This is a genomic window from Caulobacter sp. DMC95, from assembly GCF_056313785.1.
In genome coordinates, this window is record NZ_JBQUZP010000007.1 from 1 (window position 1) to 23,624 (window position 23,624).

20 protein-coding genes and 1 pseudogene are annotated in these 23,624 nt (G+C 64.7%); 9 read left to right on the forward strand and 12 right to left on the reverse strand.

Annotation, left to right across the window (positions count from 1 at the left end; all coding sequences use genetic code 11):
• The coding region (locus tag ACT53N_RS15715; RefSeq protein WP_476064534.1) for a hypothetical protein at positions 1–90 on the forward strand (90 nt) is incomplete at its 5' end.
• A gap of 18 nt (positions 91–108) precedes the next feature.
• Positions 109–228 (forward strand): cytochrome bd-I oxidase subunit CydX, encoded by a 120-nt coding sequence (gene cydX / locus ACT53N_RS15720; RefSeq protein ID WP_476064781.1) that lies wholly within the window; start codon positions 109–111, stop codon positions 226–228.
• Positions 229–356: 128 nt separating this feature from the next.
• Here cydX and ACT53N_RS15725 read toward each other — a convergent pair.
• The 3 genes and pseudogenes from ACT53N_RS15725 to ACT53N_RS15735 form a co-directional block, all read right to left on the reverse strand.
• Positions 357–1,050: pseudogene (locus ACT53N_RS15725) on the reverse strand (IS6 family transposase).
• Positions 1,051–1,394: 344 nt separating this feature from the next.
• The gene (locus tag ACT53N_RS15730) at positions 1,395–2,171 is read right to left on the reverse strand and encodes an SDR family oxidoreductase (RefSeq protein WP_476064782.1); all 777 of its coding nucleotides are present in this window, start codon (positions 2,169–2,171) and stop codon (positions 1,395–1,397) included.
• A complete protein-coding gene (locus ACT53N_RS15735) occupies positions 2,168–2,497 on the reverse strand; it encodes a nuclear transport factor 2 family protein (RefSeq protein ID WP_476064783.1) in 330 nt (109 codons plus the stop codon). Before ACT53N_RS15735 ends, ACT53N_RS15730 begins: the two co-directional genes overlap by 4 nt.
• A 150-nt stretch (positions 2,498–2,647) precedes the next feature.
• On the opposite strand from ACT53N_RS15735, the gene ACT53N_RS15740 reads away from it, so the two are divergent.
• Complete coding sequence (locus ACT53N_RS15740) at positions 2,648–3,550, forward strand: LysR family transcriptional regulator (RefSeq protein WP_476064784.1); 903 nt, start codon at positions 2,648–2,650, stop codon at positions 3,548–3,550.
• Positions 3,551–3,634: 84 nt separating this feature from the next.
• Here the strand turns inward: ACT53N_RS15740 and ACT53N_RS15745 are convergent, their stop codons facing one another.
• Positions 3,635–4,612, reverse strand: coding sequence for an alpha/beta fold hydrolase (locus tag ACT53N_RS15745; protein ID WP_476064785.1), 978 nt, complete (start codon positions 4,610–4,612; stop codon positions 3,635–3,637).
• A gap of 125 nt (positions 4,613–4,737) precedes the next feature.
• Between ACT53N_RS15745 and ACT53N_RS15750 the strand changes: the two genes are divergently transcribed.
• Positions 4,738–5,181 (forward strand): MarR family winged helix-turn-helix transcriptional regulator, encoded by a 444-nt coding sequence (locus tag ACT53N_RS15750; RefSeq protein ID WP_476064786.1) that lies wholly within the window; start codon positions 4,738–4,740, stop codon positions 5,179–5,181.
• A gap of 286 nt (positions 5,182–5,467) precedes the next feature.
• Here ACT53N_RS15750 and ACT53N_RS15755 read toward each other — a convergent pair whose 3' ends face one another.
• The 6 genes from ACT53N_RS15755 to ACT53N_RS15780 all read right to left on the reverse strand — a co-directional run bounded on the left by ACT53N_RS15755 (position 5,468) and on the right by ACT53N_RS15780 (position 10,386).
• A complete protein-coding gene (locus ACT53N_RS15755; RefSeq protein WP_476064787.1) occupies positions 5,468–6,160 on the reverse strand; it encodes an IS6 family transposase in 693 nt (230 codons plus the stop codon).
• 86 nt (positions 6,161–6,246) lie between these two features.
• Positions 6,247–6,681 carry a nuclear transport factor 2 family protein gene (locus tag ACT53N_RS15760; protein WP_476064788.1) on the reverse strand — a complete coding sequence of 145 codons (435 nt, stop codon included), beginning with the start codon at positions 6,679–6,681 and terminating at the stop codon, positions 6,247–6,249.
• A 26-nt stretch (positions 6,682–6,707) separates the two neighbouring features.
• Positions 6,708–7,094, reverse strand: a complete 387-nt coding sequence (locus ACT53N_RS15765; RefSeq protein ID WP_476064789.1) for a nuclear transport factor 2 family protein — start codon at positions 7,092–7,094, stop codon at positions 6,708–6,710.
• 9 nt (positions 7,095–7,103) lie between these two features.
• Positions 7,104–7,862 carry an SDR family oxidoreductase gene (locus ACT53N_RS15770; RefSeq protein WP_476064790.1) on the reverse strand — a complete coding sequence of 253 codons (759 nt, stop codon included), beginning with the start codon at positions 7,860–7,862 and terminating at the stop codon, positions 7,104–7,106.
• 390 nt (positions 7,863–8,252) lie between these two features.
• Positions 8,253–9,695, reverse strand: coding sequence for an MFS transporter (locus ACT53N_RS15775; RefSeq protein WP_476064791.1), 1,443 nt, complete (start codon positions 9,693–9,695; stop codon positions 8,253–8,255).
• Positions 9,688–10,386 carry an alpha/beta hydrolase gene (locus tag ACT53N_RS15780; protein ID WP_476064792.1) on the reverse strand — a complete coding sequence of 233 codons (699 nt, stop codon included), beginning with the start codon at positions 10,384–10,386 and terminating at the stop codon, positions 9,688–9,690. Before ACT53N_RS15780 ends, ACT53N_RS15775 begins: the two co-directional genes overlap by 8 nt.
• A gap of 375 nt (positions 10,387–10,761) precedes the next feature.
• Here ACT53N_RS15780 and ACT53N_RS15785 point away from each other — a divergent pair, with 375 nt between their 5' ends.
• From ACT53N_RS15785 to ACT53N_RS15795, 3 genes are all read left to right on the forward strand, one after another.
• Positions 10,762–13,107, forward strand: a complete 2,346-nt coding sequence (locus tag ACT53N_RS15785; protein WP_476064793.1) for a TonB-dependent receptor — start codon at positions 10,762–10,764, stop codon at positions 13,105–13,107.
• Entirely contained in the window at positions 13,064–14,482 is a 1,419-nt protein-coding gene (locus ACT53N_RS15790) for a glycoside hydrolase family 1 protein (RefSeq protein WP_476064794.1), read from the forward strand. Before ACT53N_RS15785 ends, ACT53N_RS15790 begins: the two co-directional genes overlap by 44 nt.
• A 114-nt stretch (positions 14,483–14,596) precedes the next feature.
• The gene (locus ACT53N_RS15795) at positions 14,597–15,259 is read left to right on the forward strand and encodes a TetR/AcrR family transcriptional regulator (RefSeq protein ID WP_476064795.1); all 663 of its coding nucleotides are present in this window, start codon (positions 14,597–14,599) and stop codon (positions 15,257–15,259) included.
• Positions 15,260–15,366: 107 nt separating this feature from the next.
• Here ACT53N_RS15795 and ACT53N_RS15800 read toward each other — a convergent pair whose 3' ends face one another.
• Positions 15,367–16,233, reverse strand: coding sequence for an alpha/beta hydrolase (locus ACT53N_RS15800; protein ID WP_476064796.1), 867 nt, complete (start codon positions 16,231–16,233; stop codon positions 15,367–15,369).
• Positions 16,234–16,665: 432 nt separating this feature from the next.
• Positions 16,666–18,702 carry a phytase gene (locus ACT53N_RS15805; RefSeq protein WP_476064797.1) on the reverse strand — a complete coding sequence of 679 codons (2,037 nt, stop codon included), beginning with the start codon at positions 18,700–18,702 and terminating at the stop codon, positions 16,666–16,668.
• Positions 18,703–18,910: 208 nt separating this feature from the next.
• Here ACT53N_RS15805 and ACT53N_RS15810 point away from each other — a divergent pair, with 208 nt between their 5' ends.
• Together ACT53N_RS15810 and ACT53N_RS15815 are read left to right on the forward strand one after the other, a co-directional pair.
• Positions 18,911–21,631 (forward strand): TonB-dependent receptor, encoded by a 2,721-nt coding sequence (locus ACT53N_RS15810; RefSeq protein ID WP_476064798.1) that lies wholly within the window; start codon positions 18,911–18,913, stop codon positions 21,629–21,631.
• A gap of 167 nt (positions 21,632–21,798) precedes the next feature.
• Positions 21,799–23,427 carry an ABC-F family ATP-binding cassette domain-containing protein gene (locus ACT53N_RS15815; protein ID WP_476064799.1) on the forward strand — a complete coding sequence of 543 codons (1,629 nt, stop codon included), beginning with the start codon at positions 21,799–21,801 and terminating at the stop codon, positions 23,425–23,427.
• Positions 23,428–23,624 lie beyond the last annotated feature (197 nt).

A 23,624-nucleotide genomic window follows, 5' to 3' on the forward strand; every position in this document is an offset into this window, starting at 1 on the left:
ATCGTGCTGGCCTACACCGCCTGGGTCTACAAGGTCCTCTGGGGCCGCAGCACCACGGCCGCCCTGGCCGTCAATCCAGACCTCTACTGATCCGAAGGAGACGAACCGATGTGGTATTTCGCTTGGATCCTGGGCCTGGGCCTGGCCGTCGCCTTCGGCGTCCTGAACGGGATTTGGTATGAGTTCAACCTGCTCGACGACGGAGACGTTGGCGAGGGGGAGGCCTGACGCGAACCAGGTCTTAAGGCCGCCTGGCTGGACACCAGGCGGCCAACCTCACGATCGCCGTGGGCGCCGCTTCAACGGGGCTGTAAGGTTAACCGCCGCAAGTTGAAGTGGGCCTGTACTTGGCCGTTTCAGGCCGCGGCCTTAGCCCAAGCGGCATGAGCCTCCGCGCGGAAGCGGCGAAGGTTGAGGCGGCTGATCAGATGCTGTTGGACGGCGAAGGTGTTGTAGACGGCGGCGTGGATGGACAGGAAGCGCTGGGCGGAAGGCTGACTTTTGAAACCTTGCATCCTTCGCTCCCGTCGTCGGACGGGGAGGTGGGAGTTCTCGGCCCGATTGTTTTCTCGAAGCCGTCCCGGCCGGTGAAGGTGCTCCAAATCCAACATCCGTAGGGCTGCTGGGTAGGAAGCCAGGCCATCGGTGGTGATGCGCTCTGGCTCGACCGGTTGGCCACGCAGAAGTCGTTCAAGGAACTTTCGAGCCGCTGTCGTGTCCCTCCGGCGCTGCATCAGCAACTCCAGAACCTCTCCCTCGTCGTCGACCGCGCGCCATAGATACATGTGCCGTCCGCCGATCCGGCAGACCATTTCGTCAATGTGCCAGCGGGGCGAAGGGAAGGGGCGAAGCGTCTTCAAGCGCCTGGCGATGGCCGGTCCGAACTTCTTAGTCCAGCATCGGATTGTCTCGTAGCTTACCTCGATCCCGCGCTCGGCGAGAAGGCATTCCACGTCTCGAAGGCTCAAGCTGAAACGAAAGTAGAGCCAGACCGCGTGTCTGATGACAGCCGGGGGGGAAGCGGTGGCGCTTAAAGGACAGCGGTTTCAAGCTCAGTCTCCGAATGGCGCCCCGGCCGCGCCGAGATGCGGAGACTTGTTAGCGTTAGACTGACAGCACCTTACGACGGGGCAAGCTCGCCGTTGAGTCCGGCCACCCCAGAGGTCAATGCGCGCCAGCAAGCGTCCGCCGACATCTTTGCAACAGGCGGCGTCATACCAAGGTCGGTTCGGGTAGCGGACGCAGCGTGGATGACTGGACGCCGTAATGACCGATGGACTGACAGCATCAATTGCGTGGCGCGCGAAAAACCCGAGGCGTTTGGTCATCGGCGTTCTTGCGGATCCGGGCGCGGATGGCGCCCGCCCAAGCGGTCGCTTGGCCGGGGTCCTCGTTTAGACGGTGGGGATCGTGCCGCCGTCGATGACGTACTCCGCGCCGTGAATGGCCAAGGCGCGGTCGGACGCCAGAAAGGCGATCAGCTCCGCCACCTCCTCGGGTTTGGCCGGCCGGCCCAGTGGAATACCGCCGAGGGCCGTAAGAATACTCTGTTTCGCCGTCTCCAGGTTCCCGCCCGTACTTTCGGCGATCCGGCGCATGAGGTCATCAGCTGCCTCGGTGTGAATCCAACCCGGCGAAACGACGTTGACCCGCACGCCCTTGGGGCCGACTTCCTTGGACAGCGCCTTACTGTAGGTGCTGAGGGCGGCCTTGGCGGCGGCGTAGGCCGTCGTGGATTCTGGTAGCGGCAGCGTTCGCTGGATCGATGAAACGTGGATGATCGCGCCACGGCCGCGCTCCAGCATTTGCGGTAGCAAGGCCCTGTCCAGGCGGACCGCCGTCATCAGGTTGAGGTCGAGCTCCGCGGCCCAGTGCGCGTCGGTCAGCGCGGCGAAGCCGCCGCCAGGCGAGGAGGAGCCGCCCAGGACGTGAACAAGGACGTCGACGCCGCCAAGGCGTTCAATCGCAGCCTTCGCCAGGTGTTCTGCGCCTTCCGGCTTGGTCAGATCGACCTCCACGGCTGAGGCTCCGCCGGGGGCGTTGGCGGCGCTTCGGGCGGCGGTGACGACGCGAGCGCCACCTTGCAGCAGCCGCTCGACCATTGCGCGGCCAGCGCCCTTTGTGCCCCCCGTGACCACGGCGCGCACGCTTTCGAAATCACGCGAGCTCACGGCGTGATCTCCAGCGCGGCGATCTGATCGTCCTCAAGGACAAAGGCGTAGCGCAGATCCGTGGGGCTGCCCGGGAAGTCGCCGGTAAGGCGGGCGGTGACCACAATGCGGCTTTTGTCGACGGTGATCGCGAACGGTTCGACGCTGTAGGCGTACTTTTTCGAGGACTGTTCCTTCCAGCGGCGGATGGAGTCGCGTCCCACATAGGTGTTGCGTTCGTCGCGGACGACGGCTGCGCCGGTGAAGCACAGGGCGGTGGCGCCCGCATCCTTGCCCTTGTCGACGTCGAAGTACCGCGAGATGGGCGGCGGCAACTTGATGGTCATGACGGCTCCTGTCTTGAACATGGGGAGGGCGGTCCAACCGCCTTTTCTGTTGAGGTCGGCCTCCTGGGGGGCGACGCGTTCAATTTAGAGCTGGACCGGCGTCCATAAAATCGGGACAAATCGGCATGTAGTGTTTCGGAAAAGAGGACAATGGAGCGCCTCAAACTCATCGAGCTGGAAGCCGTGCTCGCCATTGCTCGCAAAGGGTCCTTCCGCGCCGGCGCGCTTGATCTGGGCTTGTCGACGACCGCGTTGAGCAACACGGTCGCTAAGCTCGAACAAAGGCTTGGGGTGCGGGTGTTTCATCGCACAACCCGAAGCGTGTCGCTGACCGACGCGGGGCGATCGCTGGTCGCGCAGCTGGGACCGGCGGTGCAGAGCATCCATGATGCGGTGGAAGCCGCGCGATCACAGCAGGATACGCCGTCTGGAATGCTCCGCATCAACGCCTTCCCGAGCGCCGCGCGGGAGATCTTTGAGCCTTTGATCCTGGAGTTCGTGCGCCGCTACCCGCGGGTGCACGTCGATCTGGTCACGGAAGGCAAGCTGGTCGATATCGTGGCGGACGGCTTTGATTTTGGCCTTCGGCGCGCCGATCTGGTTCCCAGCGACATGATCGCGTTGCCGCTCGGCGTCGCTCGCGGTCATGCCGTCGTCGCCGCGCCCGACTACTTGGCCGAGCCGCCGCGTGTTCCGGCAGATTTGCTCAGCCATCCCTGCATTCGGGTCCGGCTGCCCAACGGGGCCTTGCTGCGGTGGGGGTTTGAGAAGGACGGCCAAGTCGTCCAGCTCGATCCAGAAGGTCCCCTGACCCTTGATGAGACAAGTCTCGTGCGCGCCGCGGTCATGGGAGGTATGGGCATAGGGTATCTTTTGGAAGCCGACGTGGCCGAAGATATCGCCGCGGGCCGACTGGTCAGGCTCCTGGCGGACTGGACGCCACCGATCGCACCGCTTTGCCTCTATTATTCAGGTCGCAGAAACGCTTCGGCCGCGTTCAGGGCGCTGGTGCAAACCGCACGTCGGTACGCGTCGGGCGCGGGGGCGGCATAGTTCGAAGAGCCGCCGCCGCGATCGCAAGCGTGGTGGCGCAGAGGCGCTTGCTTTGCTGCGCGCATGGCGGCGGCTCCCAAAGTCCTAGGCCTTGAAGAAGGCCAGGAGGTCGGCGTTGATGACGTCCGGGTGGGTGGTCGCCATGCCGTGGGGCAGACCCGGATAGGTCTTCAGCGTGCCCTTCTTGACTAGCTTGATGGCCAGGTGAGCGCTGTCGGCGATGGGGACGATCTGGTCGTCTTCGCCGTGCATGATCAGCACCGGGATATCGACCGCCTTGAGATCGTCGGTGAAGTCGGTCTCGGAGAAGGCCTTGATGCAGTCGTAGTGGGCCTTGGCGCCGCCCATCATCCCCTGACGCCACCAGTTGTCGATCTGGCCCTGGCTGACCTTGGCGCCCGGACGATTGAAGCCGAAGAACGGACCTTCGGGGATGTCGCGGAAGAACTGGGCGCGGTTGGCCAGCAGGGCCGAGCGGAAGCCGTCGAAGACTTCCATGGGCAGGCCGCCGGGGTTGGCGGGCGTCTTCAGCATGATCGGCGGCACCGCGCCCACCAGAACCACCTTGGCCACGCGGCCGGGCTTGGCGCGGGCGGCGTAGTGGATGGCCTCGCCGCCGCCGGTGGAGTGGCCGACGTGGAAGGCGCTCTTCAGGTCCAGATGGTCGGCCAGGGCGATGACGTCGGCGGCGTAGGTGTCCATCTCGTTGCCGGTGTCGGTCTGGGTCGAGCGGCCGTGACCCCGGCGGTCATGGGCGATGACGCGATAGCCCTTCAGGAGGAAGAACATCATCTGGGCGTCCCAGTCGTCCGAAGACAGGGGCCAGCCATGGTGGAAGACGATCGGCTGGGCGGTCTTGGGACCCCAGTCCTTGTAGAAGATCTGGACGCCGTCCTTGGCGGTGACGAAACCGCTTCCGGCGCGGTTCGCCGCGGGCGGCGAGGCGGCGGGCTTTTTCGCGGGGGTCGCGGCTTGGGCGGAAACGCCCAGCGAGGCGGCGGCGGCGAGACCGAAGCCGGCGGTCATCACACCCCGGCGGGAAGCTTGGTTCGACTGGCTCATGATCATCCCTCATTTCTGATTTGCGATAATGGTTATCGCGATAATGATTTAGGCCTACGCCAGCCCTGGGCGACTGTCCAGCATTTTATTTGTTGCGATATCTTTTCTTGTGATAAGAAGGATTCATGACGACGAAGACGCCGCCCCCGCATCCCCTTGATCAGCAGATCTGCTTCACCCTTTACGCCACCAGCATGGCGATCACGCGCGCTTACAAGCCCCTGCTGGACGCAATGGGCCTTACCTATCCGCAGTATCTGGTGCTGAATGCGCTGGGCGAGAGCGACGGCGCCACCATCGGCGCGATCGCGGCGCGTCTGGACCTTGAGTCCAGCACCGTGACGCCGCTGGTGAAACGTCTGGAGGCCGCTGGCCTGGTCATGCGGCGGCGCGGGCTCGAGGACGAGCGCAAGGTCGAAGTGACGATGACCGAGGCGGGGCGAGCGCTATTGGGCCAGGCCGGCTGCCTGAACACGACCCTTCTAGAGCGGTCCGGCATGGCTGGAGAGGACCTAAGCGCCCTGAACCGGCAGATCCAGGCGCTGCACGAAGCGATCGTACGAGACTGACGGGCGATGGCCTCAGCAGACGATGAGCCACAAGAGCCCTGTCAGGTTAAGTCTCGGCGGTGGCGGATGGCCTATATCTACTGTGCTGCCCGGTTAACCGCTGCACGTTGAAGCGGGTCTATACTGGACTATGTCGGCTGAATCGGCCCTCCAATAGGGCGTTCAAAGCCGAGACAGGCCTCGCGCCGCAGCAATTTCGAAGAACCTACTCGCTCCGCGGCGGAGCGTGACGGCAGACCTGTCAAGTTAAGTCTCGCTGGACGCAGAGAGCCTATACTTGACCGCTTCAGGTCGTGGCTGTCGCCCATGCGTCATGGGCCCCGGCGCGCAAGCGCCGAAGAGTGGGGCGGCTGATCAGATGTCTCTGGGTGTAGAAGGTGTTGTAGACGGCTGCGTGAGTGGTGAGGAAGCGCTGGACGGAAACCTGGCTTTTGAAGCCCTGCATCCTTCGCTCTTGCTGCCGAATAGGGAGGTGAGAGTTCTCCGCTCGGATGTTTTCGCGCAACCTGCCGGGCCGGTGAAGGCGCTCTAAACCCAGCTCCGCCAAGGCCGCTAAATAGGGCCGAAGGCCAGCGGTCGTTATGAGCTCAGGCACCACCGGCTGCGTCCTCAGGAGCCGCTCAAGGAGCTTTCTGCCGGCTGCGGCGTCCCGCCGGCGCTGCATCAAAACCTCCAGCACCTCGCCCTCATCATCGACCGCGCGCCAGAGATACCTGTGCTGTCCGCCCACGCGGCGGAGCATCTCATCGAGATGCCAGCGGGGGGAAGGGTAGGGGCGGAGCGTCTTCAGTCGCCTCGCGATCGCGGGTCCAAACTTCTTGGTCCAGAATCGGATCGTCTCGTAGCTAACCTCAATACCGCGAGCCGCCAGTAGCTCTTCGACATCCCGAAGGCTCAAACTGAAACGGAAGTAGAGCCAGACAGCATGTCTTATGACCTCCGCAGGAAAGCGGTGGCGCTTAAACGAGAGTGACCTCACCTTTAGTCTCTCTTTTCAGGTCCGGCTGACGGGCGATGGAGAGACTGTTTAGCGTTAGACTGACAGCGCCCCGCTGAACGGTTCGATCAGCGGGACGCGGCGGCGCGGTCGAGCAGGGCTTCAACTTGGGGTGTGAACGGTTTGCCGGCCTTCTGATCGGCGAGCACGCCGAGGTCGACATAGTCGCGCCACGCGGCGATCTGGTCGCCGCGGAACTCCAGCACGCCCGCATAGGGCAGGGCCATGCGCTTGCCGTCGGCGGTACGATATTCGTCGACGCCTTCCAGGAACAGCCGGTCGCCGGCCTCGGCGTGGGCGAAGATTCGCCACTGGATGTCGTGCATGTCCGCCTGAAGCTTCCGAAGCAGCTTTTCAGCCGCCGCCTTGCCTCGCACCGGCGGCAGGCCCGGGGCGGCGTAGTGCCAGACGATGTCGTCGGTCATATGCGCCAGGACCGCTGGGATATCCTGCGCCTGCCACGCGGCGATCACCCGCGAGAGAATAGGAAAGAGTCGGGACATGGGCGCCTGGGCGTGATGATGATGAACTAGCGGGTCGCCGCGACCAGCTGGGCGGTCTTGGCGGAGTCGATGTACTCGTCGAGGCGCACGATCTTGCCGTTTTCGACGCGGACGACGACGCAGGCGTCCATCGCCCAGCGCTCTCCGTTCGGCAGAGTCGCCTCCAGAACGTGCTGTTGCAGGAACCCGTCGGGCAAGGGCGCGATACGTTGCACGCGATAGATCCGATCTGGCAGGGTCCTGACGAACCAGGCCAACGATTTCAGGTTCTGGTCGACGGTCTGTTCGACGTCATCGATGTTGTGCCAGATCTTGGCGTCCGGGGCGTAGAAGGCCCGGACGGCCTGGGCGTCGCCCGCCTGGATGGCGGCGACAAAGCGATGGGCGAGGTCCACGTAGTCGATCTGGGACATGCTCGCCTCCTAGCGGCCGGTGCTGACGCGGTCGCTGGTCAGCGCGCGCCGCATGGCCATTTCCAGGCCCTTGGGATCGCGCGCCAGGTGAGCGCGCACGTCGATGGCCATGAAGTCCGTGTCGATCTCGTCGGCCTCGCGCTTGAGCGCTTTCAGCCCCGCCTGGGCGATGGTGGCCGGCGCCTCCTTGAAGCCTTCGACGTGGCTGGCCATCCGGGTGTCGACAGAGCCGACGATCAGGGCCAGCACGTGGGTGTTTTGCGCCGCCAGTTCCGCGCGCAGGCAGGTGGTCATGGCACGCGCCGCGAACTTCGACGGGCTGTAGCCGCCCATGCTGGGCACCGCCACGAGGCCGCCTGCTGACAGAACATTGATGATCGCGCTCTTCGGAGCCTTGGCCAGGATCGGGGAGAACGCCCGGCTCATCGCCAGCGGGCCGAAGTAGTTGACCTCCATCTCTTGGCGCGCGGCGTCCATGTCGGGCGCCCCCATCAGGGTCTGCATGGTGAAGGCGCCGGCGTTGTTGACCAGGATGGTGACATCTGTGCACTGCGCCGCCGCCGCCGAGATTGTTGCGGCGTCGCTGACGTCCAGTCGCAGCGCCGTCACTCGGTCCGGAGTCTCTGCGACAAGGTGGGCGGCGCTGGCCGGATCACGCGCGGCGACATAGACCTTGGCCGCGCCCGCTGTCAGGAACGCGCGCACGAACGCCTCGCCAATGCCGCGATTGCCGCCCGTGACCAGGACGATGCTGCCCTTGATGTCCATAAGCGCCGTCTCCTCCCTCTCGAATCTGCCGAGCGACCAAGATCTTCGTCCCGGTTCGCTGAGGACCTTTGGAGAAACCTAGCACCATGGTCTTGTTATGCAAGTAACTGTGATGGCAAAGCTCGGCGAGGGATCTACACTTTCATTAGGCCGCTTCAGGCCAAGTCTCACAGTTTGCGGACGGGCTATAGCTGCCCGTTTCTAGCCGTGCCTTCTCCGGTGCGTCACGAGGCGCAGCGCGGAAGCGCCGCCAGAGAGCGGAGCACGCCACCTGCATCTCGAACTTCGAAATGGCGCCTGGACTTTTCGCGCCAGCGTGCCGTCCGACGTCCCCCCCTAAGGCTCAGTTTGAAACACAGGTAGAGCCAGGCGGCGCGCCCTTGCGCACCATCAGCGACCGCGACCAAGCTTTCGCATGACGCTGAGATGGGTCCGCGCGTCCAGACGATAAAGGACGCAAACGAGGGCGGCGCCGACGGCAAGGCATCCCGCGCCCGGGCCATAGATGATCCCCAGCATCGTCTTGACCTGTTCTGGAAGGCCGATGTTGCCTGTATGCGCGGCGCTTGGGAACCTAATCACCTGGAGTGCGACGCCCGCCAGTAGTGAGCCTAGGCCAGAGGCCGCCTTGCTCGCGAAAGTCCATCCCGCGAAGAAGAGCCCTTCGCGCCGGGCGCCGAAGAGATACTCATGTTCGTCGGCTGCGTCGGCCATCATGGATGCAAAGGCGATGGCGGCCGTCGCCATCAGGGCGCCGCCAAAAAACACCGCGCCTGCCAGGAGCCCCACCGGCGGCGGTCCCTCCGCCAACAGGCCGACAAGGCGAGCGGTCGGAGGAATTGCAAAGGCCCCGCCAAGGCCCAAGACCCCCATGATCAGTACGTCACGTTTTTCCATGCGCCGCAGAAGTGGACCGGCGAAAGGCGCGCCGGATAGGAGCCCGCCAAACAAGGCGAGCGTGACGACTTGCACCTGATCAGGGCGCATGCCCCAGAAATAGGTGTTCATATGTATGGCGAGTGTCGAGTGGATGGCTGAAGCGGTGAACACCAAAAGCGCTGCGACGAACAACACAACAAAGGAGTGATTGGCGAAGAGCTCGCTGATCTCGCGGCGCATCCGATGGTGGAGGCTGCCGTCCTTCGCCGTGGGTGGGTGTAGCCGCTCCTTCATCTGATTGAGCGTAAGGATCGAAAGAGCGCCGGCGGCCAAGATGAGAATGGCCAGCGTAAGGGCTAGAGGGGAATAGGCTTCCCGGCGTGAGAGGCCGCCCGGTCCTGAAAGGAATACGGCGAAGCCCAGGACGACGGTCGCGACTGCGCCGAGCATCGCGAAGGCCCAGCGCCAGGCCGCCACTGAGGACCGTTCCTCGTAGTCGTCGCTCAACTCGGCCCCCACAGCGTTGAAGGGGAGCAGGAAGAGGGAAATGGAGACGCGCAGGCCTATCGACATCAGCATTAGCCAACAGGCTAGGGCCGATACGCTCCATCCCGTGGGCAGGGTGAAAATTAGGACAAGAAACGTCGCCGTGGCCGGCGCGCCGATCATCATGAAGGGTAACCGCCGGCCATGCCTTGACCGCCAGGAGTCGGAAAACGAGCCGATCAACGGATCGACGATCGCGTCGATCACGAGGCCTGCGGCGAGCGCAGCGCCGACCACACCGGCGGGCAAACCGCATACCGCGGAGGCGTAGAACATCAGAAAAATGGTGATGGCTTGCGTGGCGACGCCATCGACCATCGCGCCGATCGCGTAACCGATCTTCTGCTGTCCGCGGAGCGGCGAGAGCAACCGGATGGCGCCGGGCGGGGAAGTGGTCGGATCACGCATGCGTCACGCCAGCCCGATCCAGCCAACCCCCACTCCGCAGCCAAGCGTGAAACGCCGGCATCAGGCTCTCGCTCGTTGTGCCAGGCGTCCCCATGCCAAAGCCATGTCCGCCTGAGGCGTAGACATGAAGTTCCGTAGCGCCGCCTGCGCTTCGCCAGCCCTGCAAAAGGCCATAGTCCTGTCCGTCCCAAAGCGGATCATCGGCGGCGAGCGCCACGAAGAGGGGCGGTGGGGAAGATTCGACGTCGATCATCGTTAGGCCGGGATAGATCGCGCCCAGGAAGTCCGGACGGTCTCCAGGAAAGGCCGGGCTGCAGCTCGCCAGCCCCAGCATCGCGCCGGCGGAAAAGCCCAGATAGCCGACGCGATTAGGATCGACGCCCCACTCGGGAGCTTGTGCGCGCACAGCCGCCAGGGCGGCTTGCGCGTCAGCGATCATGTGCGTGGGAATTTGAAACGCCGCGCGCTTGTTCGGGTCGGCCGCTTCCACGAACCGCTGCAAGAGGGCTGCAGCGAATCCGTTGTCCGCCTCTGGCGTCGGCTCTGATCGGTACTTGAGGATGAAGGCCGCGACTCCGTGATCGGCCAGCCAGCGGGCCTGGGGCCAGGCTTCGTTCTCCATCGACTGCATAAGGTATGCGCCGCCTGCGGCGATGATCACGGCCGCGCCGCTAGCGTCTCGAGCCGGCAAGACCGGCGTCAGTGTCGCCTGAGTAACGTTACGAACGTGCGCGCGTCCTCCCAGGGAAAACCAGCGCTCTTGCGACGCGCCAGCCTCCACAGGGGCGCCAAGCGGAACCGCAGCGGATTCCTCCGGCGGCGATAGGGTCGCGATCATCATGTCGGGCGCGTTCATGACCGGGGCTGTGCTTGGGTGAGCGAGCGCCCTTCGGGCATAACTTGCTCGAACAGCGCACTGTCTCCTGTCTGCGAGTTCATCGTCATCTCCTCCCACCGCCCCGTTCGAGCGGGAGCGTTCATTCAACATACTTACGTACTTGACAGTATGTTTTATATCGGTCAAGCCATGAGGACGTGACGCTAGATCGCGGGGAGGAGACGGCTCATGCAAATTTGGAAACTGATGATTGGCGCCAGCGTGCTGGTGATGGCCGGCGCGGCGCAGGCCCAGATGCAGACTGCGCCGCCTGACGCCGGCCAGCCGACGACCGATGCGGTCAGCCAGATCGCGGAGATCGTGGTCACCGCTCAACGCCGGACGGAAAATCTTCGTGACGTGCCGATCGCGGTCACAGTGGTAAGCGGCGATGGGCTGCGGCAATCGGGCGCCAATCAGCTTTCGGACATCACCCAGCGCGCACCGAGCCTGAATTTCACCGCAACGCCGGGCGTGCCCAACTTCTCGATCCGGGGGGTTGGAACCAACTCGTTCGACTACGGCATTGAGTCCGCCGTCGGCATCGCGATCGACGACGTCAATATCACGCTCCCGCGCTATGTTCCGCTCAACGCCTTGGCCGACATTGACCGAGCCGAAGTCCTGCGCGGGCCGCAAGGACTTCTCTTTGGCAAGAACACGACTGCAGGCCTGATCTCAATCACGACAGTCAAGCCAAGGCTGGACGGATCCCGCGCCAGCGGTCGCGTCCAGGTGGGAAGCCGCGACCAGTTCCAGAGCTACGTGGCTTTGAACGCGCCGATCGCAACAAGCGCCGCGCTGCGTCTGGTCGCCGGCTACCAGTCGCAGGATCCATCGACCAAGGTGGTGGGGCCCGGACGGCTCGATCCGGTGAAGCGGTGGTTTGCGACAGGCAAGCTGTTGTGGGAGCCGACGAGCGACCTGAGTCTTTACGCCATCGTCGACTATCAATCCAATGGCGGCATCGAGTCCTATTCGACGATCCGCAAGTTCGGCGGTGTTGATCCCACTCCCATCCCCGCCGCGTTCCGCCCGTTGGCGCCGCCAACCTTTGTGCAGACGCAGAACGCCGCATTGGGCGTCGTTGCGGGGGCGAGCAACAACAGCACCGCGATCGGAAGCCAAGATGTCGTCCGGGATGAAGAGAGCTTCGGGGCGCAGCTCACGGCGACCTTTGATGTCGGAGCCGTAACGCTCACCTCAGTGAGCGCCTATCGCAAGCTGGACGCCAGGGCCAATAACGACGTCGATCAGACGCCGGTCGCGTTCTTCGACATCAACATCGCCAACTCGCGGTCCGATCAGGTCTCTCAGGAACTGCGCATCGCCAACCGTAGACCAGGGCGTGTCGACTACACTGCCGGGCTTTACTATTTCTCGCAGCAGATCGACGCCCAGATTCTTCAGGCAGGGACCTTCGGCGTCTTTCCGGCCAGCGTCGCCACGCGGCTTTCTCCGACGAACGGGCGGTCAAACTTCGACTACGCCACCAAAAGCTATGCGGCCTTCGCGCAGCTGACTTTCAACCTCGCGAACAATCTAAAACTGATCACGGGCGGTCGCTATACGCACGACAGCATAGACTCGCTGACGACGGTCAGCGTCGAGCCAAACGTCTGTAATCTGGTGACCTTCCTGCTGAGCGGCGGCGCACGTTGCGTTGGAACTCTCGCTGCGCCTGTTGTCGCTTCGCGGGCCAAGAATGGTCTGTCGGCGCGCGCCGGGCTTGAGTACGCCCTGGCCGACCGGGGCAATCTCTACGCCACCTACACCAGAGGCTACAAAGGCCCCGCCGTCAGCTCGGCCGCAGGCGTCGCGTTCAACGTCGACCCTGAGACCGTCGACGCCTACGAACTTGGGGCCAAACTGGACTTCCTGGACCGCCGTGTTTCGGTCAACGCCGCCGCCTTCATCAACGACTTCAAAGATTTCCAGGCGCAGATCTATGACCCCGCACTCAATGGCGGCTTGGGAGCCTTCCGCACGGGCAATGCAAGCACTCTGAAGACGCGTGGCGTTGAGGTCGAAGCCCTCGCGCGCCTCGTCCCTGGCGCTACAATCTCGGCGGGGGTGACCTACCTTGATACCCACTACGGCGCTTACCGGGTCTCCTGCTATTTTGGACAGACTGCGGGCCAGGGTTGCTCGCTACCGGGGCCCAGCTTCGATGCCGCCGGCTCGCCGCTGGTGGGCGCGTCTAAATGGTCCGCCAGCCTGGCCGCCAACCTGGAGCGGCCCGTCAGTCAGGACCTGAAGGCCTTCCTGAGCGCCGACTGGCGCTATCGCAGCCGCTTCTACTACGCGATCAACGATCCCAACACGATCCAGCCGGCCTATGCGCTGGTCAACGCGACGGTGGGCCTGGCGCGCCGCGACGATCGCGTGCGCCTGAGCCTGTTCGTCCGCAACCTATTCGACAAGCGTTACGCCGCGACGATCTACCCGGGCAACTTCTCGGTCGGTCAGTACGTCCAGTCGCTGCCGGACAATGCCTTCCGACGTGTGGGGATCGCGCTCGACTGGCGCTTCTAACAGCTGCCTCAACTGGCGTCGGCGCACCCTTTCGCCGACGCCGCTCTTTTCTCCATCTAGGGCTATTGCGTTGATCAACCACCCCCGAGCTTTCCCCGACACGTTTCTCTGGGGGGCCGCGACAGCCGCCCATCAGGTTGAGGGCGGCAACTGGAACAACGACTGCTGGGCGCTGGAGCAGGCCAGGCCTTCGATATTTGCGGAGCCTTCGGGGGACGCTGTCGATCAATGGAACCGCTTCGAAGACGACATGGCCATCCTGGCCGCTATCGGGCTCAAGGCTTATCGGTTTGGCATCGAATGGGCGCGCGTCGAGCCAGAAGAGGGCGTCTTCGCCCGTTCTGCGCTGGATCACTACCAGCGTTGCCTCGACGCGTGCCATCAGCGCGGCGTCACGCCCGTCGTAACCTTCCACCACTTCACCATCCCGCTGTGGCTCGCCCGTCGCGGGGGGATAACGTGCGATGCCTTCCCTGCGCTTTTCGCGCGCTACTGTGAGACCCTGACGCGGTCCCTCCGAGGCTTGGTCGTGGTCTGCTCCATGAACGAGATGAATGTTCCTTTGATCATTCAGGACGTGGCGCGTGATGTTCTTTCAGGCTCAGAAGGCGAGGCCAAACGGGTTGCTGCGGAACGGGCCCTTGGCGCGCCGATCACCAGCAACTTCCTGTTCACGCCGCCGGACGCGCTGATCCGCAATGGCTTGGGCGCCCATGCGGCGGGTCGCGACGCGATCAAGGCCGTCCAGCCTGACGTGCAGGTCGGGGTTACGCTTTCGCTGCAGGACGAACAGGCCGAGCTGGGAGCTGAGGCGGTGCGCGACGCCCGCCGCGCGCGCATGGTCGATCCATTTCTCGATCTGGTGACGGGAGACGATTTTATCGGGGTGCAGACCTACACCCGTACGACGTCCCGCCGGGACGGCAGTCACGGCCCAAGGCCCGGAGCGCCACTTACAGCGATGGGGTACGAAGATCGCCCGGACGCCCTTGCGGCGGTGTGCCGATATGTCTGGGAACGGACGAACACGCCGGTTCTCGTTACGGAGAACGGCTTTTCCGGCGACGATGACGAGCGGCGAGGCGCGTTCGTCGGCGAGTCGCTCGACCACCTTCAGCGAGCGATCGCCGATGGTGTCGATGTTCGCGGGTACTTCTACTGGTCCCTGCTCGACAACTACGAATGGATGTCCGGCTACGGTCCAAAGTTCGGGATTGTCGGCGTCGACAGATCGACCCAACGGCGAGTGATTAAGTCTTCGGCCCTGGTCTACGGCGCGATTGCGCGTGCGGGCGCCATCGGGCTCGGCGAGGCGAGCCCTGCGACGACAGGTCCGCCGCAACGACGCGCCGCGACTCCGCTGGGCATGGGTTAGCATTGTAAGCCGTGGGCGCGGAGCGAGCGTGCGTTGAGGGCGCTCGCTCCTGGGGAGCGCACAGGCCTTTTTGGGGAGTTTTCAGACTCCTGCGGCCTGGCGTACAAAAGCCGCATGAGTTCAGAGACGGCGCAGAGCGCGCGATCCCAAAAGCGGCCGCGCCGGACCCAGGAACAGCGTAGCGCCGAGACGCGCGCAGCCCTCTTTGAGGCCGCCGTCCGCACGATCGATAGATATGGCTACGCTGGCGCCAACACGGCTCTGATCGCCGACGAGGCCGGGGTGACCCGAGGGACCATAAACCACCATTTCGCCAGCCGGGCGGCGTTCATGGCGGAGGTTGTGCGCTGGGTCTTCGAACGCGAGACTGAAATCTTCCGAGCCTTGACCCAAGATGGTCGGGTCGGCGCTCGGGTCAGCGACTGGCCAGCGCTGCTTTGGGATGTGTTCTCCCGTCCCTCCGGCGTTGCGGTCCTCGAGATCCTGGTGGCGTCCAGAAGCGACCCGGAACTGGCCGAACTCGTCACGCCGATGCAGGCCGAGGTCGAGCGAAGCGGCGCCATGAACTTCGTTGAAAGGATCGGCGCCAGAGATGTGGATATGCCGACGATCCGCATGGTTGTCTGGGCGATCCGCGGCATGACCCTAGGCCGGGCTTTCACAGGCGACGCTGCGGGCATGGAGGGTGCGGTGGCGCAGCTTGCGCGCATCATAGAGCGCGCAGCGCCTGGCGGGACCTTCGAGGAGTTGGCCGCGCCGACTGGCGACGATCCTTAGCCAACGCCCCGCCGGTAGCTCCAACCCAGCAAGCGGCCTGGTCAGGCCAAGCCTTGCCGGTCGGATCCCCCGCAAACAGGAATGGCTTGGCTCGGACAGGCCGCAGATCACGTCTCCGCTGAGTTTTTCGCGCTGACGCCGCCCATAGCGCGCGCCAAGGCCTCGAAGCTGTCGCGGGCGGCGCTCTTGGCTACGTCTGTATGAGCGGCCCACTGGAAGGCATGGAAGGCGCCAGGATAGACGTGCAGCTCTGTGGAGACCCCTGCGCGAGACAGCCGAAGGACATAGTCGAGATCTTCCTCCAGGAAGAGATCCAGCGCACCCGTGGCCAGGTAGGTGGGCGGCAGGCCTGACAGGTCTTGCGCCCTGGCCGCCGCGGCGTAGGGCGAAACACCGTCACCGCCCGGCGCCTGACCTAGCAGCGAGGTCCAGCCGAAAACATTGGAGGCCCGCGTCCATACGAATTCTCCGACATAGGGATGAGTATCGGCTTGAACGCAGGTGCGGTCGTCGATCATCGGGTAGATCAGATGCTGGAACGCGAGCGAAAACTCGCCGCGATCGCGGGCCAGGAGCGCCAAGGCCGCAGCCAGACCGCCGCCGGCGCTCTCCCCCATCACGCCGATACGCGCCCGATCCACGCCCAAGGCGTCGGCGTTCGAAAACAGCCAGTGCAGCGCGGCGTAGCAGTCTTCGATCGCTCCCGGGAATACTGTCTCGGGGGCCAAGCGATAGTTCACCGACACGATCACGCCGTCGAGTTCAGCGCAAAGGCGCCGATGAGCTACTTCAAGCTCACGGGCGTCGCCGGCGACATAGCCGCCGCCGTGGATGTGTAAAACCGCCGCTCGCTCAGCGGTGGCGGTCTGCGGCGTGTAAACGAGAATCTCGACGTCGGGATCACCGGAACGGCCGGGAATCTGTTCGATCGTCAGTGTTGTGCGCTCGACGTCGGCCGGGTCGGGCGTGAACATTCGCGGGCGCGAGCGCATGGCGGGAAGGGTTTCCGCCGAAACCGGTATCGGGGGGATCAAATCCAGAAGCGGGAGCAACTGGGGGTCGACGAGGTGGCGACTGGTCATCTGCGAGGCCTTGTCAGAGCGTTCGCCACCCTAGGCCGACGCGCGCTAGGCGCTCAAGCGACCTCGACGCCGCGCTGGGCCAATAGGTGTTCACTGTCGCGAAGGCCAAGGCCTACCTGCGTTAGAGCCTTTGATGAAGTCCGGCGGAAAACGACGACGCCTGAACGGCGGAGGCTTTTAACTCAGTTTCCGGGCGAGGGCTCAGGTTATGCCGAGATATGCACACGGGTAAGCTTTAGACTGAAAACGCCGCCACGCTTCTTCAATGAAAAGAAGGCTGGTGGGAGCGATATAGCCCCCGTAGCGACCTAACCCAACGCCCTCCTATAGCCCCAGCTTCGCCGCGATCGCCGACCACGGCACCAGCTTGAAGTTCTGGGTCTCCGGCGGAGAGATGTTGCGGCCGTCCTGGGCGACAAAAGCGCCGGACTCCAGGCCTGCGCCGAGCGAGGCGCTGGTGACGTCCAGGCCGTCGGTCTCCGAGACGCCGTCGATGCCGGTCTCGCCGTTCGCGCCGACCGTGAAGCTGCCGACATAGGCGTTGTCGCCCTCGCGGCGGAACACGGCGTAGGTGTTGTCGCCCTGGCTGGACAGGACCAGATAGCCCTTGCCCTTGGGCTGCTTGTAGAGGCCGATGCCTTCCAGGTCGGCCTTCAGCGCGGGCATGTCGGCGATACGAGCGATGGCCTTGCGGGCGGTTCCGGCGCGGGCGTCGGCGCCCAGCTTCCAGAGGGCGGCGTCTTCTTCGGCGACATAGAGCGCGCCGGTCTCGTCGTCGGCGACACAGCCTTCGGTCTGGGTGTCGAACTTGACGTCGCGCACCGGCTTGGCGGCGACCTTGCCGGTCTTGGTGGCGGTCAGGCTGTACTGCCGCACCAGGCCGTCGGGATCACTGACGAACGCAAAGGTCCGGCCCCTGCGGTCCTGGTAGAGGCAAAGGCCGTAGGGATCGGAGAGGCCGCTGGCCTGCACGCCGTCGGCGACATTGGTCAGCAGGCGGGTCTGGGGATCCAGCGTGTAGAGCGCGATGGCGCGGTGGGTGCGGTCGCTGGCCGCGACCAGGGTCACCGCCTTGCCTCCCAGCTTGAAGCCGTCGCGCAGGTCGACATTGTTCATCTTGCCGTCGGGCAGATGCTGCAGCGGCTTGCCGGCGAGGTCATAAACCAGCAGGCCGCCCTTCTTGTCGGTGGCGATAATGACGCTCTGGGCCGGGTCGGTGGGGTGGGCCCAGATGGCCGGATCGTCGGCGGCGTCGCCGTCGTTGCTGACCGGCTCGGTCTCCATGGTCGGGCGCACGAGGGCCAGTTGCTTGGGCGGAGGAGCGCCTTCGGCTGCGCCCAGCGGCAGGTTCATCGCCCTGGCGACGTCGGCCCAGCTGACGATCTTGATGTCCGGATTTTTGTTGGCGTCGTCGGCCACGAGCAGGACGCCGCCGGGGAACGCGGTCCCAACCGGCGCGCGGGTCGCGAACAGGCCGGAGGCCTCCTCGATCGCCGGACCGCCGCCGCCGCCGAGCCGGAACGCGCCGATCCAGCGATCCTGGGCGTTGCGGTCATAGACATTGTAGTCGCCCGCGCCGCTGTTGGCGGCGATCAGGAAGCTGGCGGATGGCCCGCCGTCGACCAGGGCGAGGCCGCCGACCTCGCTGGCGATCCGGCCGAGACGATTGATGTCGATGATGACCGGGATCGGCTCGGCCTCGGGATCGGCGTCATAGCGCCAGACTCCGACGTCCTGCTGGGCGACATAGAGCGCGCCGGTGTTGTCGTCGGCGACGCAGAACTTGGCTTCCGACGACAGGCGTAGGCGGCGTACGACGCGGCCGTCCATCTTTCCGTCAGCCACGGGATAGAGCAGCCATTGGTCCAGCTCGCCGCTCCGGCCCATCGCGTAGGCGTAGAGGGCGTTGTCGCGCGCGCTGCGATAGAGGCAGAGGCCTTCGCCTGAGAAGCCCAGCTTGATCTCGCGGGCGTCGACAGGCGTCACCGCGCCGCTCGCGGTGTCGCGGGCGAACAGGCGCAGGCGGCCCGCCTGGCTGTCGAGCGCGGCGATGAGCGTGCGCTGCTGGTCGGCGCGGGCGTCAACGGCTTGAATCTCGCCGCCCGAAACGGCCATGAGCGGCTGGCCGTCGAGACCGAAGAATTCAAGACCGCCCAGGTCGCCGCTGGCGGCGATCACACCGCCGTCGGGGCGCTTAGCGTCGGGAATGAAGACGACGCCGTTCGCGCCGCCGCGCTTCAGCGGGGCGGTGGCCTTGGCGACGGGCGCCGAAGGGGCGGGCGCAGGCGCGGCGTCTTGAGCGAAGGCGGCGGACGCCAGGCTCAGAGCCAGCAGGCTGCTGGCCAGCATAAATCGGTGCATCACGTCCTCGCCGCGCGCCGTCCCGTAGGGACGAATGATAGGTCACGCGGCTTTAGACGCAGTGCATGTCGTTTCTGTAACAGCCGACTGTAGTCAAATTGCCATCAAAGTGCGGTCGCTCCGTCACGTGACTGTCGTCTCACCGTGATCCCCCGCCGCTAACACGCCCCCTCAAGGAGCGTCGCCATGACGCCAAACGGGGGTATCCATGTTCAACCGCTCGAAAATGGCGCTTCTGCGTCGCGCTAGTCTTCTGGCGATCTCGGTCGTTGCGGTCTCCAGCGCCGCTCAGGCGGCGGACAACACGACCAGCGCGACCGAAGAAGCGAACGCCGTCAGCAACGTCGTCGTCACCGCCCGTCGCCCGCTGGCCGAGAGCCAGGCTGCGGCGATGCAGATCCAGCAGGCTTCGGACTCGCTGATCAGCGTCCTGTCGGCCGACGCCATCGGCGATCTGCCGGACCAGAACATCGCCTTCGCCGTCGGCCGTCTGCCGGGCGTGGCGATCGAGCGCGACCAGGGCCAGGCCCGTTACGTCAACCTGCGCGGCGCGCCGGTTTATTGGACCACGCTGTCGTTCGACGGCCTCAGCGTTGTCAGCCCCGAGGGCCGTGCAACCCGCTTCGACAACATCCCGTCGGCGATCGCCAGCCTGATCACGGTCGAAAAGGCCATTGTGCCGTCGATGCCGGGCGACACCGTCGCCGGCAATGTCGACATCCGCACCCGTCGAGCCTTCGACTACAAGGGCCAGAAGATCACCGGCAAGCTGGGCCTGGGTCGCGTCAAGCTCGGGGGCGGCGACGAGCTGGACAGCAACCTCGTCTATTCGAACGTGTTCGGCGACAAGCTCGGCATCGTGGCTCAAGCCTCGTACTATTCGCGCGAGATGGCGACCGACAACTGGGAGACTGATCCCTATCTGTCGAACACTGTCGACCCGAACAAGCGCTTCGCCCGTGAACACGAGAACAAGCACTATCGCCTGACCCGTCGCAACATGTCGGCCTCCATCCGCGCCGACTACAAGTTCGACGAGAACAACGCGATCTTCTTCAGCACGATCAACACCTACTATAACGACGACGAGCTGCGCGATAACTTCATCTTCCGCCTGGATCAGGGCACGGACGCGGCCGGCAACGGCTATACCAGCACCGCCTACATCAATGGCAATAACCCGGTCTCGGGCACGGTCTATGGCGCGCGCATCAACGCCCGCATCGACTACCGCAACACCAAGGAAGGCATGTCCACCAACACGGTGGGCGGCGAGCACAAGTGGGACAAGCTCAGCGCTTCGTGGCGTCTGAACTATACCTACACCCAGGACGGCCGCGACACCCCGGTGACCATGGCCTTCCAGAGCCCGTCGACCTTCTCGCTGCGTCCGACGGTCGAGTATGATTTCCGCAACGGCGACGTGAACACCGTGCGCCTGTTCCAGACCGGCGGCACGACCACGGCGCGCACCAAGGGCGCTCAGGTCACCAACATCGAGGACTTCCAGTTCCCGCTGCAGAGCGCCGGCATGCTGAAGGGCGGCGACTTCACCGGCGCCTACACGGCCAAGGCCGACTTCGACTATGAAGGCGAACTGTTCGGTCGCGAGACCAAGTTCGAGTTCGGCGGTCTGTGGACCTCGCGCACCAAGAAGTCGCGTGAAAGCAGCTTCACCCGCGCCTATTCGGGTTCGGGCGTGCCGACCTGGGGGCAATACGCCACCAACATCGACTATCTGGGCAGCCAGAACCTGAACTACAGCTTCCGCTACACCAACAAGGAGTACACGACGGAGTTCGTCGACCAGTTGGTGAAGTCGGGTCAGGCGACCAAAAACGACACCCGGGCCAACTACTGGCGCGTGGGCGAGACGATCAGCGCTGGCTATGCGATGGCCACGACCCGTTTCGATTGGGGTAGCCTCGTGTTCGGCGCGCGCGTCGAGCACATCGAGAACGAAGGCCAGGCCTTTGTGAACTTCCCGGCCTCGGGCACGACCCCGGCGGGCCTGCGCCTAGTGAACGTCGCCAGCGACGACACGCTCTACTATCCGAGCGCGCACCTGAACTGGAACCTGCGCGAAGACCTTAAGCTGCGCGTCGGCGTCACCACCTCGGCCTCGCGCGCCGACTTCGACGACCTGCGCCCGAACTTCACCTTCAGCGACTCCAACCAGACGATCTCGGGCGGCAATCCCGACGCCAAGCCTGAGCGTCAGGTGGGTATCGACACCTATTTGGAATGGTACGCCGACCGCGAGACCTTCGTGTCGGCCGGCGTCTTCTACAAGGATCTGAAGGACGTTTTGGTCCAGACCTCGAAGACGTTCGGCGACACCTCGCTGAACTCGGGCGGCGTCGATCGTTCGGGTTATGCGTTCGCCAGCATCGGCAACGCCGGCGAAGGCCACATCAAGGGCCTTGAAGTCTTCTTCACGGGCACGGCCGAGAGCTTTGTCCAGTCGCGCAACCTGCCGGCTTGGCTGGGCGGCTTCGGGACCCGTCTGTCGGGCACCTGGACCTCTTCGGAAGTCACCCTGCCGTCGGTCGGCGGCGTGCCGGCCCGCACCATCTCGGTGCTGGGCACCTCGGACGCGGTCTACAACGTCCAGGCCATCTACGAAAAGTACGGCCTGACCATGCGTCTGGCTTACCAGTACCGTACGCCGTGGGGCCAGTCGGTGGGCTCCTACCGCGTCGTCAACGGCGTCGTGGTTCCCGCGGACAACGGCGACATCTACTGGGACAGCGACGAGGAGGTGGATTTCTCGGCGCGCTATCAGGTCAATAGCAACATCGAAGTGTTCTTCGACGCCAGCAACCTGACCAACGCCGGCGCCCGTCGCTACGGCGACCAGAAGCAGTATCCGATCGAGTATGAGAAGTTCGGCCCGCGCTACGTCGCTGGCGTGCGTTTCAACTTCTAAGATCCGGGCGCTCCCACGCTTGGCCCTGGCTTCCAGGGGCGGGCGTGGGAGACCTCACATCGTTTGGGCCGGGGTTTCCTGGTCCGACATGAGCCACGCGTTTCGCCGGCTGCATTTCGCGCCGGTTTCCCTGGCGTTCGGCGTTCGCGCGCGTTAGCAGGGCGCCCATGATCCGCCTCGACAACATCTCCAAGCAAAACGGCCACCAGATCCTGTTCATCGAAGCCTCGATGGGGGTCCAGAAGGGCGAGAAGGTCGGCTTGGTCGGCCCGAACGGCGCCGGCAAGACCACCCTGTTCCGCATGATCACCGGTCAGGAGCAGCCCGACGACGGAATCGTCTCGATCGATGCGGGCATGCGGATCGGCTATTTCAGCCAGGACGTCGGCGAGATGTCGGGCCAGAGCGCGGTGGCTGCGGTGATGGATGGCGTTGGCCCCGTCAGCGCGCTCGCCGCTGAGATGGCGACGCTGGAGGCGGCGATGGTCGATCCGGATCAGGCCGACCAGCTGGACGCGGTCATGGAGCGCTACGGCGAGGTGCTGGAGCGCTTCCAGGAGCTCGACGGCTATGCGCTGGAGGCCCGCGCCCGCGAGGTGCTGGCGGGCCTCAGCTTCAGCCAGGAGCGGATGGACGCCGATGTCGGTCTTCTGTCGGGCGGCTGGAAGATGCGCGTGGCCCTGGCCCGCATTCTGTTGATGCGGCCCGACGGCATGCTGCTGGACGAACCGTCCAACCACCTCGATTTGGAAAGCCTGATCTGGCTGGAGTCGTTCCTCAAGAACTACGACGGCGCGCTGTTGATGACCTCGCACGACCGCGCCTTCATGAACCGCATCATCGGCAAGGTGATCGAGATCGACGCCGGCCAGCTGATCACCTACTCCGGCGACCTCGACTTCTATGACCAGCAGCGGGCGCTCAGCGAGGCTCAGCGTCAGGCGCAGTACGAGCGTCAGCAGGCGATGCTGGCCAAGGAGATCAAGTTCATCGAGAAGTTCAAGGCGCGCGCCTCTCACGCCGCCCAGGTGCAGAGCCGGGTCAAGAAGCTCGACAAGATCGAACGCGTCGAGGCCCCGCGTCGTCGCCAGACCGTGCAGTTCGAGTTTCAGACCCCGCCGCGCTCCGGCGAGGACGTGATCAGCCTGAAGGGCGTTCACAAGGGTTATGGCGAGCGGCCGATCTATCAGGATCTCGATTTCCTGGTTCGCCGCAAGGAGCGCTGGGCGGTGCTGGGCGCCAACGGCGCGGGCAAGTCGACCCTGCTGAAGCTGGTGGCCGGCGACACCAAGCCCGATCAGGGCGTCGTCAACATCGGGGCCAGTGTCAAGATGGGCTATTTCGCCCAGCACTCCATGGATCTGCTGGACGGCGAGGAGACGATCTTCGAGTCGCTGGAGCGCTCGTTCCCGCAGGCGGGGCAGGGGGCTCTGCGCACCCTGGCCGGCTGCTTTGGCTTCTCGGGCGACGATGTCGAAAAGCCCTGCCGCGTGCTGTCCGGTGGCGAGAAGGCGCGGCTGGTCATGGCCAAGATGCTGTTCGATCCGCCCAACCTGCTCGTGCTGGACGAGCCGACCAACCACCTCGACATGGTGACCAAGGAGATGCTGGTGGCGTCCTTGGCGGACTTTGAGGGCACCATGCTGTTCGTCTCGCACGACCGCCACTTCCTGGCGGCGCTGTCGAACCGGGTGCTGGAGCTGACGCCTGAGGGCATCCATCAATATGGCGGCGGCTACACCGAGTATGTCGCGCGGACGGGGCAGGAAGCGCCGGGGCTGCACCCTGGCGGTTAGACTGTTCCGTTCGGTCTAGCTCGGCACGAGACCTCGGCTTCGCGGAATTGTGTTCGCGCGCAACGGACGAGGCGGGTGACCTCTCAACGACCTTTGGCGCCTGACGCCGCCGCTGGTCCCGAGCGCGGACGCGGGGGCGCGCGCCGCTAAACCATCGCGTGATCGTCATGTAATCGGTTACGGGCGTGAAATATGTC

Excerpts from the sequence above, each read along its gene's own strand:
- cydX (WP_476064781.1), top strand. The coding sequence starts at position 109 with ATGTGGTATTTCGCTTGGATCCTGGGCCTGGGCCTGGCCGTCGCCTTC.
- ACT53N_RS15735 (WP_476064783.1), bottom strand. The coding sequence starts at position 2,497 with ATGACCATCAAGTTGCCGCCGCCCATCTCGCGGTACTTCGACGTCGAC.
- ACT53N_RS15740 (WP_476064784.1), top strand. The coding sequence starts at position 2,648 with ATGGAGCGCCTCAAACTCATCGAGCTGGAAGCCGTGCTCGCCATTGCT.
- ACT53N_RS15745 (WP_476064785.1), bottom strand. The coding sequence starts at position 4,612 with ATGAGCCAGTCGAACCAAGCTTCCCGCCGGGGTGTGATGACCGCCGGC.
- ACT53N_RS15750 (WP_476064786.1), top strand. The coding sequence starts at position 4,738 with ATGACGACGAAGACGCCGCCCCCGCATCCCCTTGATCAGCAGATCTGC.
- ACT53N_RS15760 (WP_476064788.1), bottom strand. The coding sequence starts at position 6,681 with ATGTCCCGACTCTTTCCTATTCTCTCGCGGGTGATCGCCGCGTGGCAG.
- ACT53N_RS15765 (WP_476064789.1), bottom strand. The coding sequence starts at position 7,094 with ATGTCCCAGATCGACTACGTGGACCTCGCCCATCGCTTTGTCGCCGCC.
- ACT53N_RS15770 (WP_476064790.1), bottom strand. The coding sequence starts at position 7,862 with ATGGACATCAAGGGCAGCATCGTCCTGGTCACGGGCGGCAATCGCGGC.
- ACT53N_RS15775 (WP_476064791.1), bottom strand. The coding sequence starts at position 9,695 with ATGCGTGATCCGACCACTTCCCCGCCCGGCGCCATCCGGTTGCTCTCG.
- ACT53N_RS15785 (WP_476064793.1), top strand. The coding sequence starts at position 10,762 with ATGCAAATTTGGAAACTGATGATTGGCGCCAGCGTGCTGGTGATGGCC.
- ACT53N_RS15790 (WP_476064794.1), top strand. The coding sequence starts at position 13,064 with ATGCCTTCCGACGTGTGGGGATCGCGCTCGACTGGCGCTTCTAACAGC.
- ACT53N_RS15795 (WP_476064795.1), top strand. The coding sequence starts at position 14,597 with ATGAGTTCAGAGACGGCGCAGAGCGCGCGATCCCAAAAGCGGCCGCGC.
- ACT53N_RS15800 (WP_476064796.1), bottom strand. The coding sequence starts at position 16,233 with ATGTTCACGCCCGACCCGGCCGACGTCGAGCGCACAACACTGACGATC.
- ACT53N_RS15805 (WP_476064797.1), bottom strand. The coding sequence starts at position 18,702 with ATGCACCGATTTATGCTGGCCAGCAGCCTGCTGGCTCTGAGCCTGGCG.
- ACT53N_RS15810 (WP_476064798.1), top strand. The coding sequence starts at position 18,911 with ATGTTCAACCGCTCGAAAATGGCGCTTCTGCGTCGCGCTAGTCTTCTG.
- ACT53N_RS15815 (WP_476064799.1), top strand. The coding sequence starts at position 21,799 with ATGATCCGCCTCGACAACATCTCCAAGCAAAACGGCCACCAGATCCTG.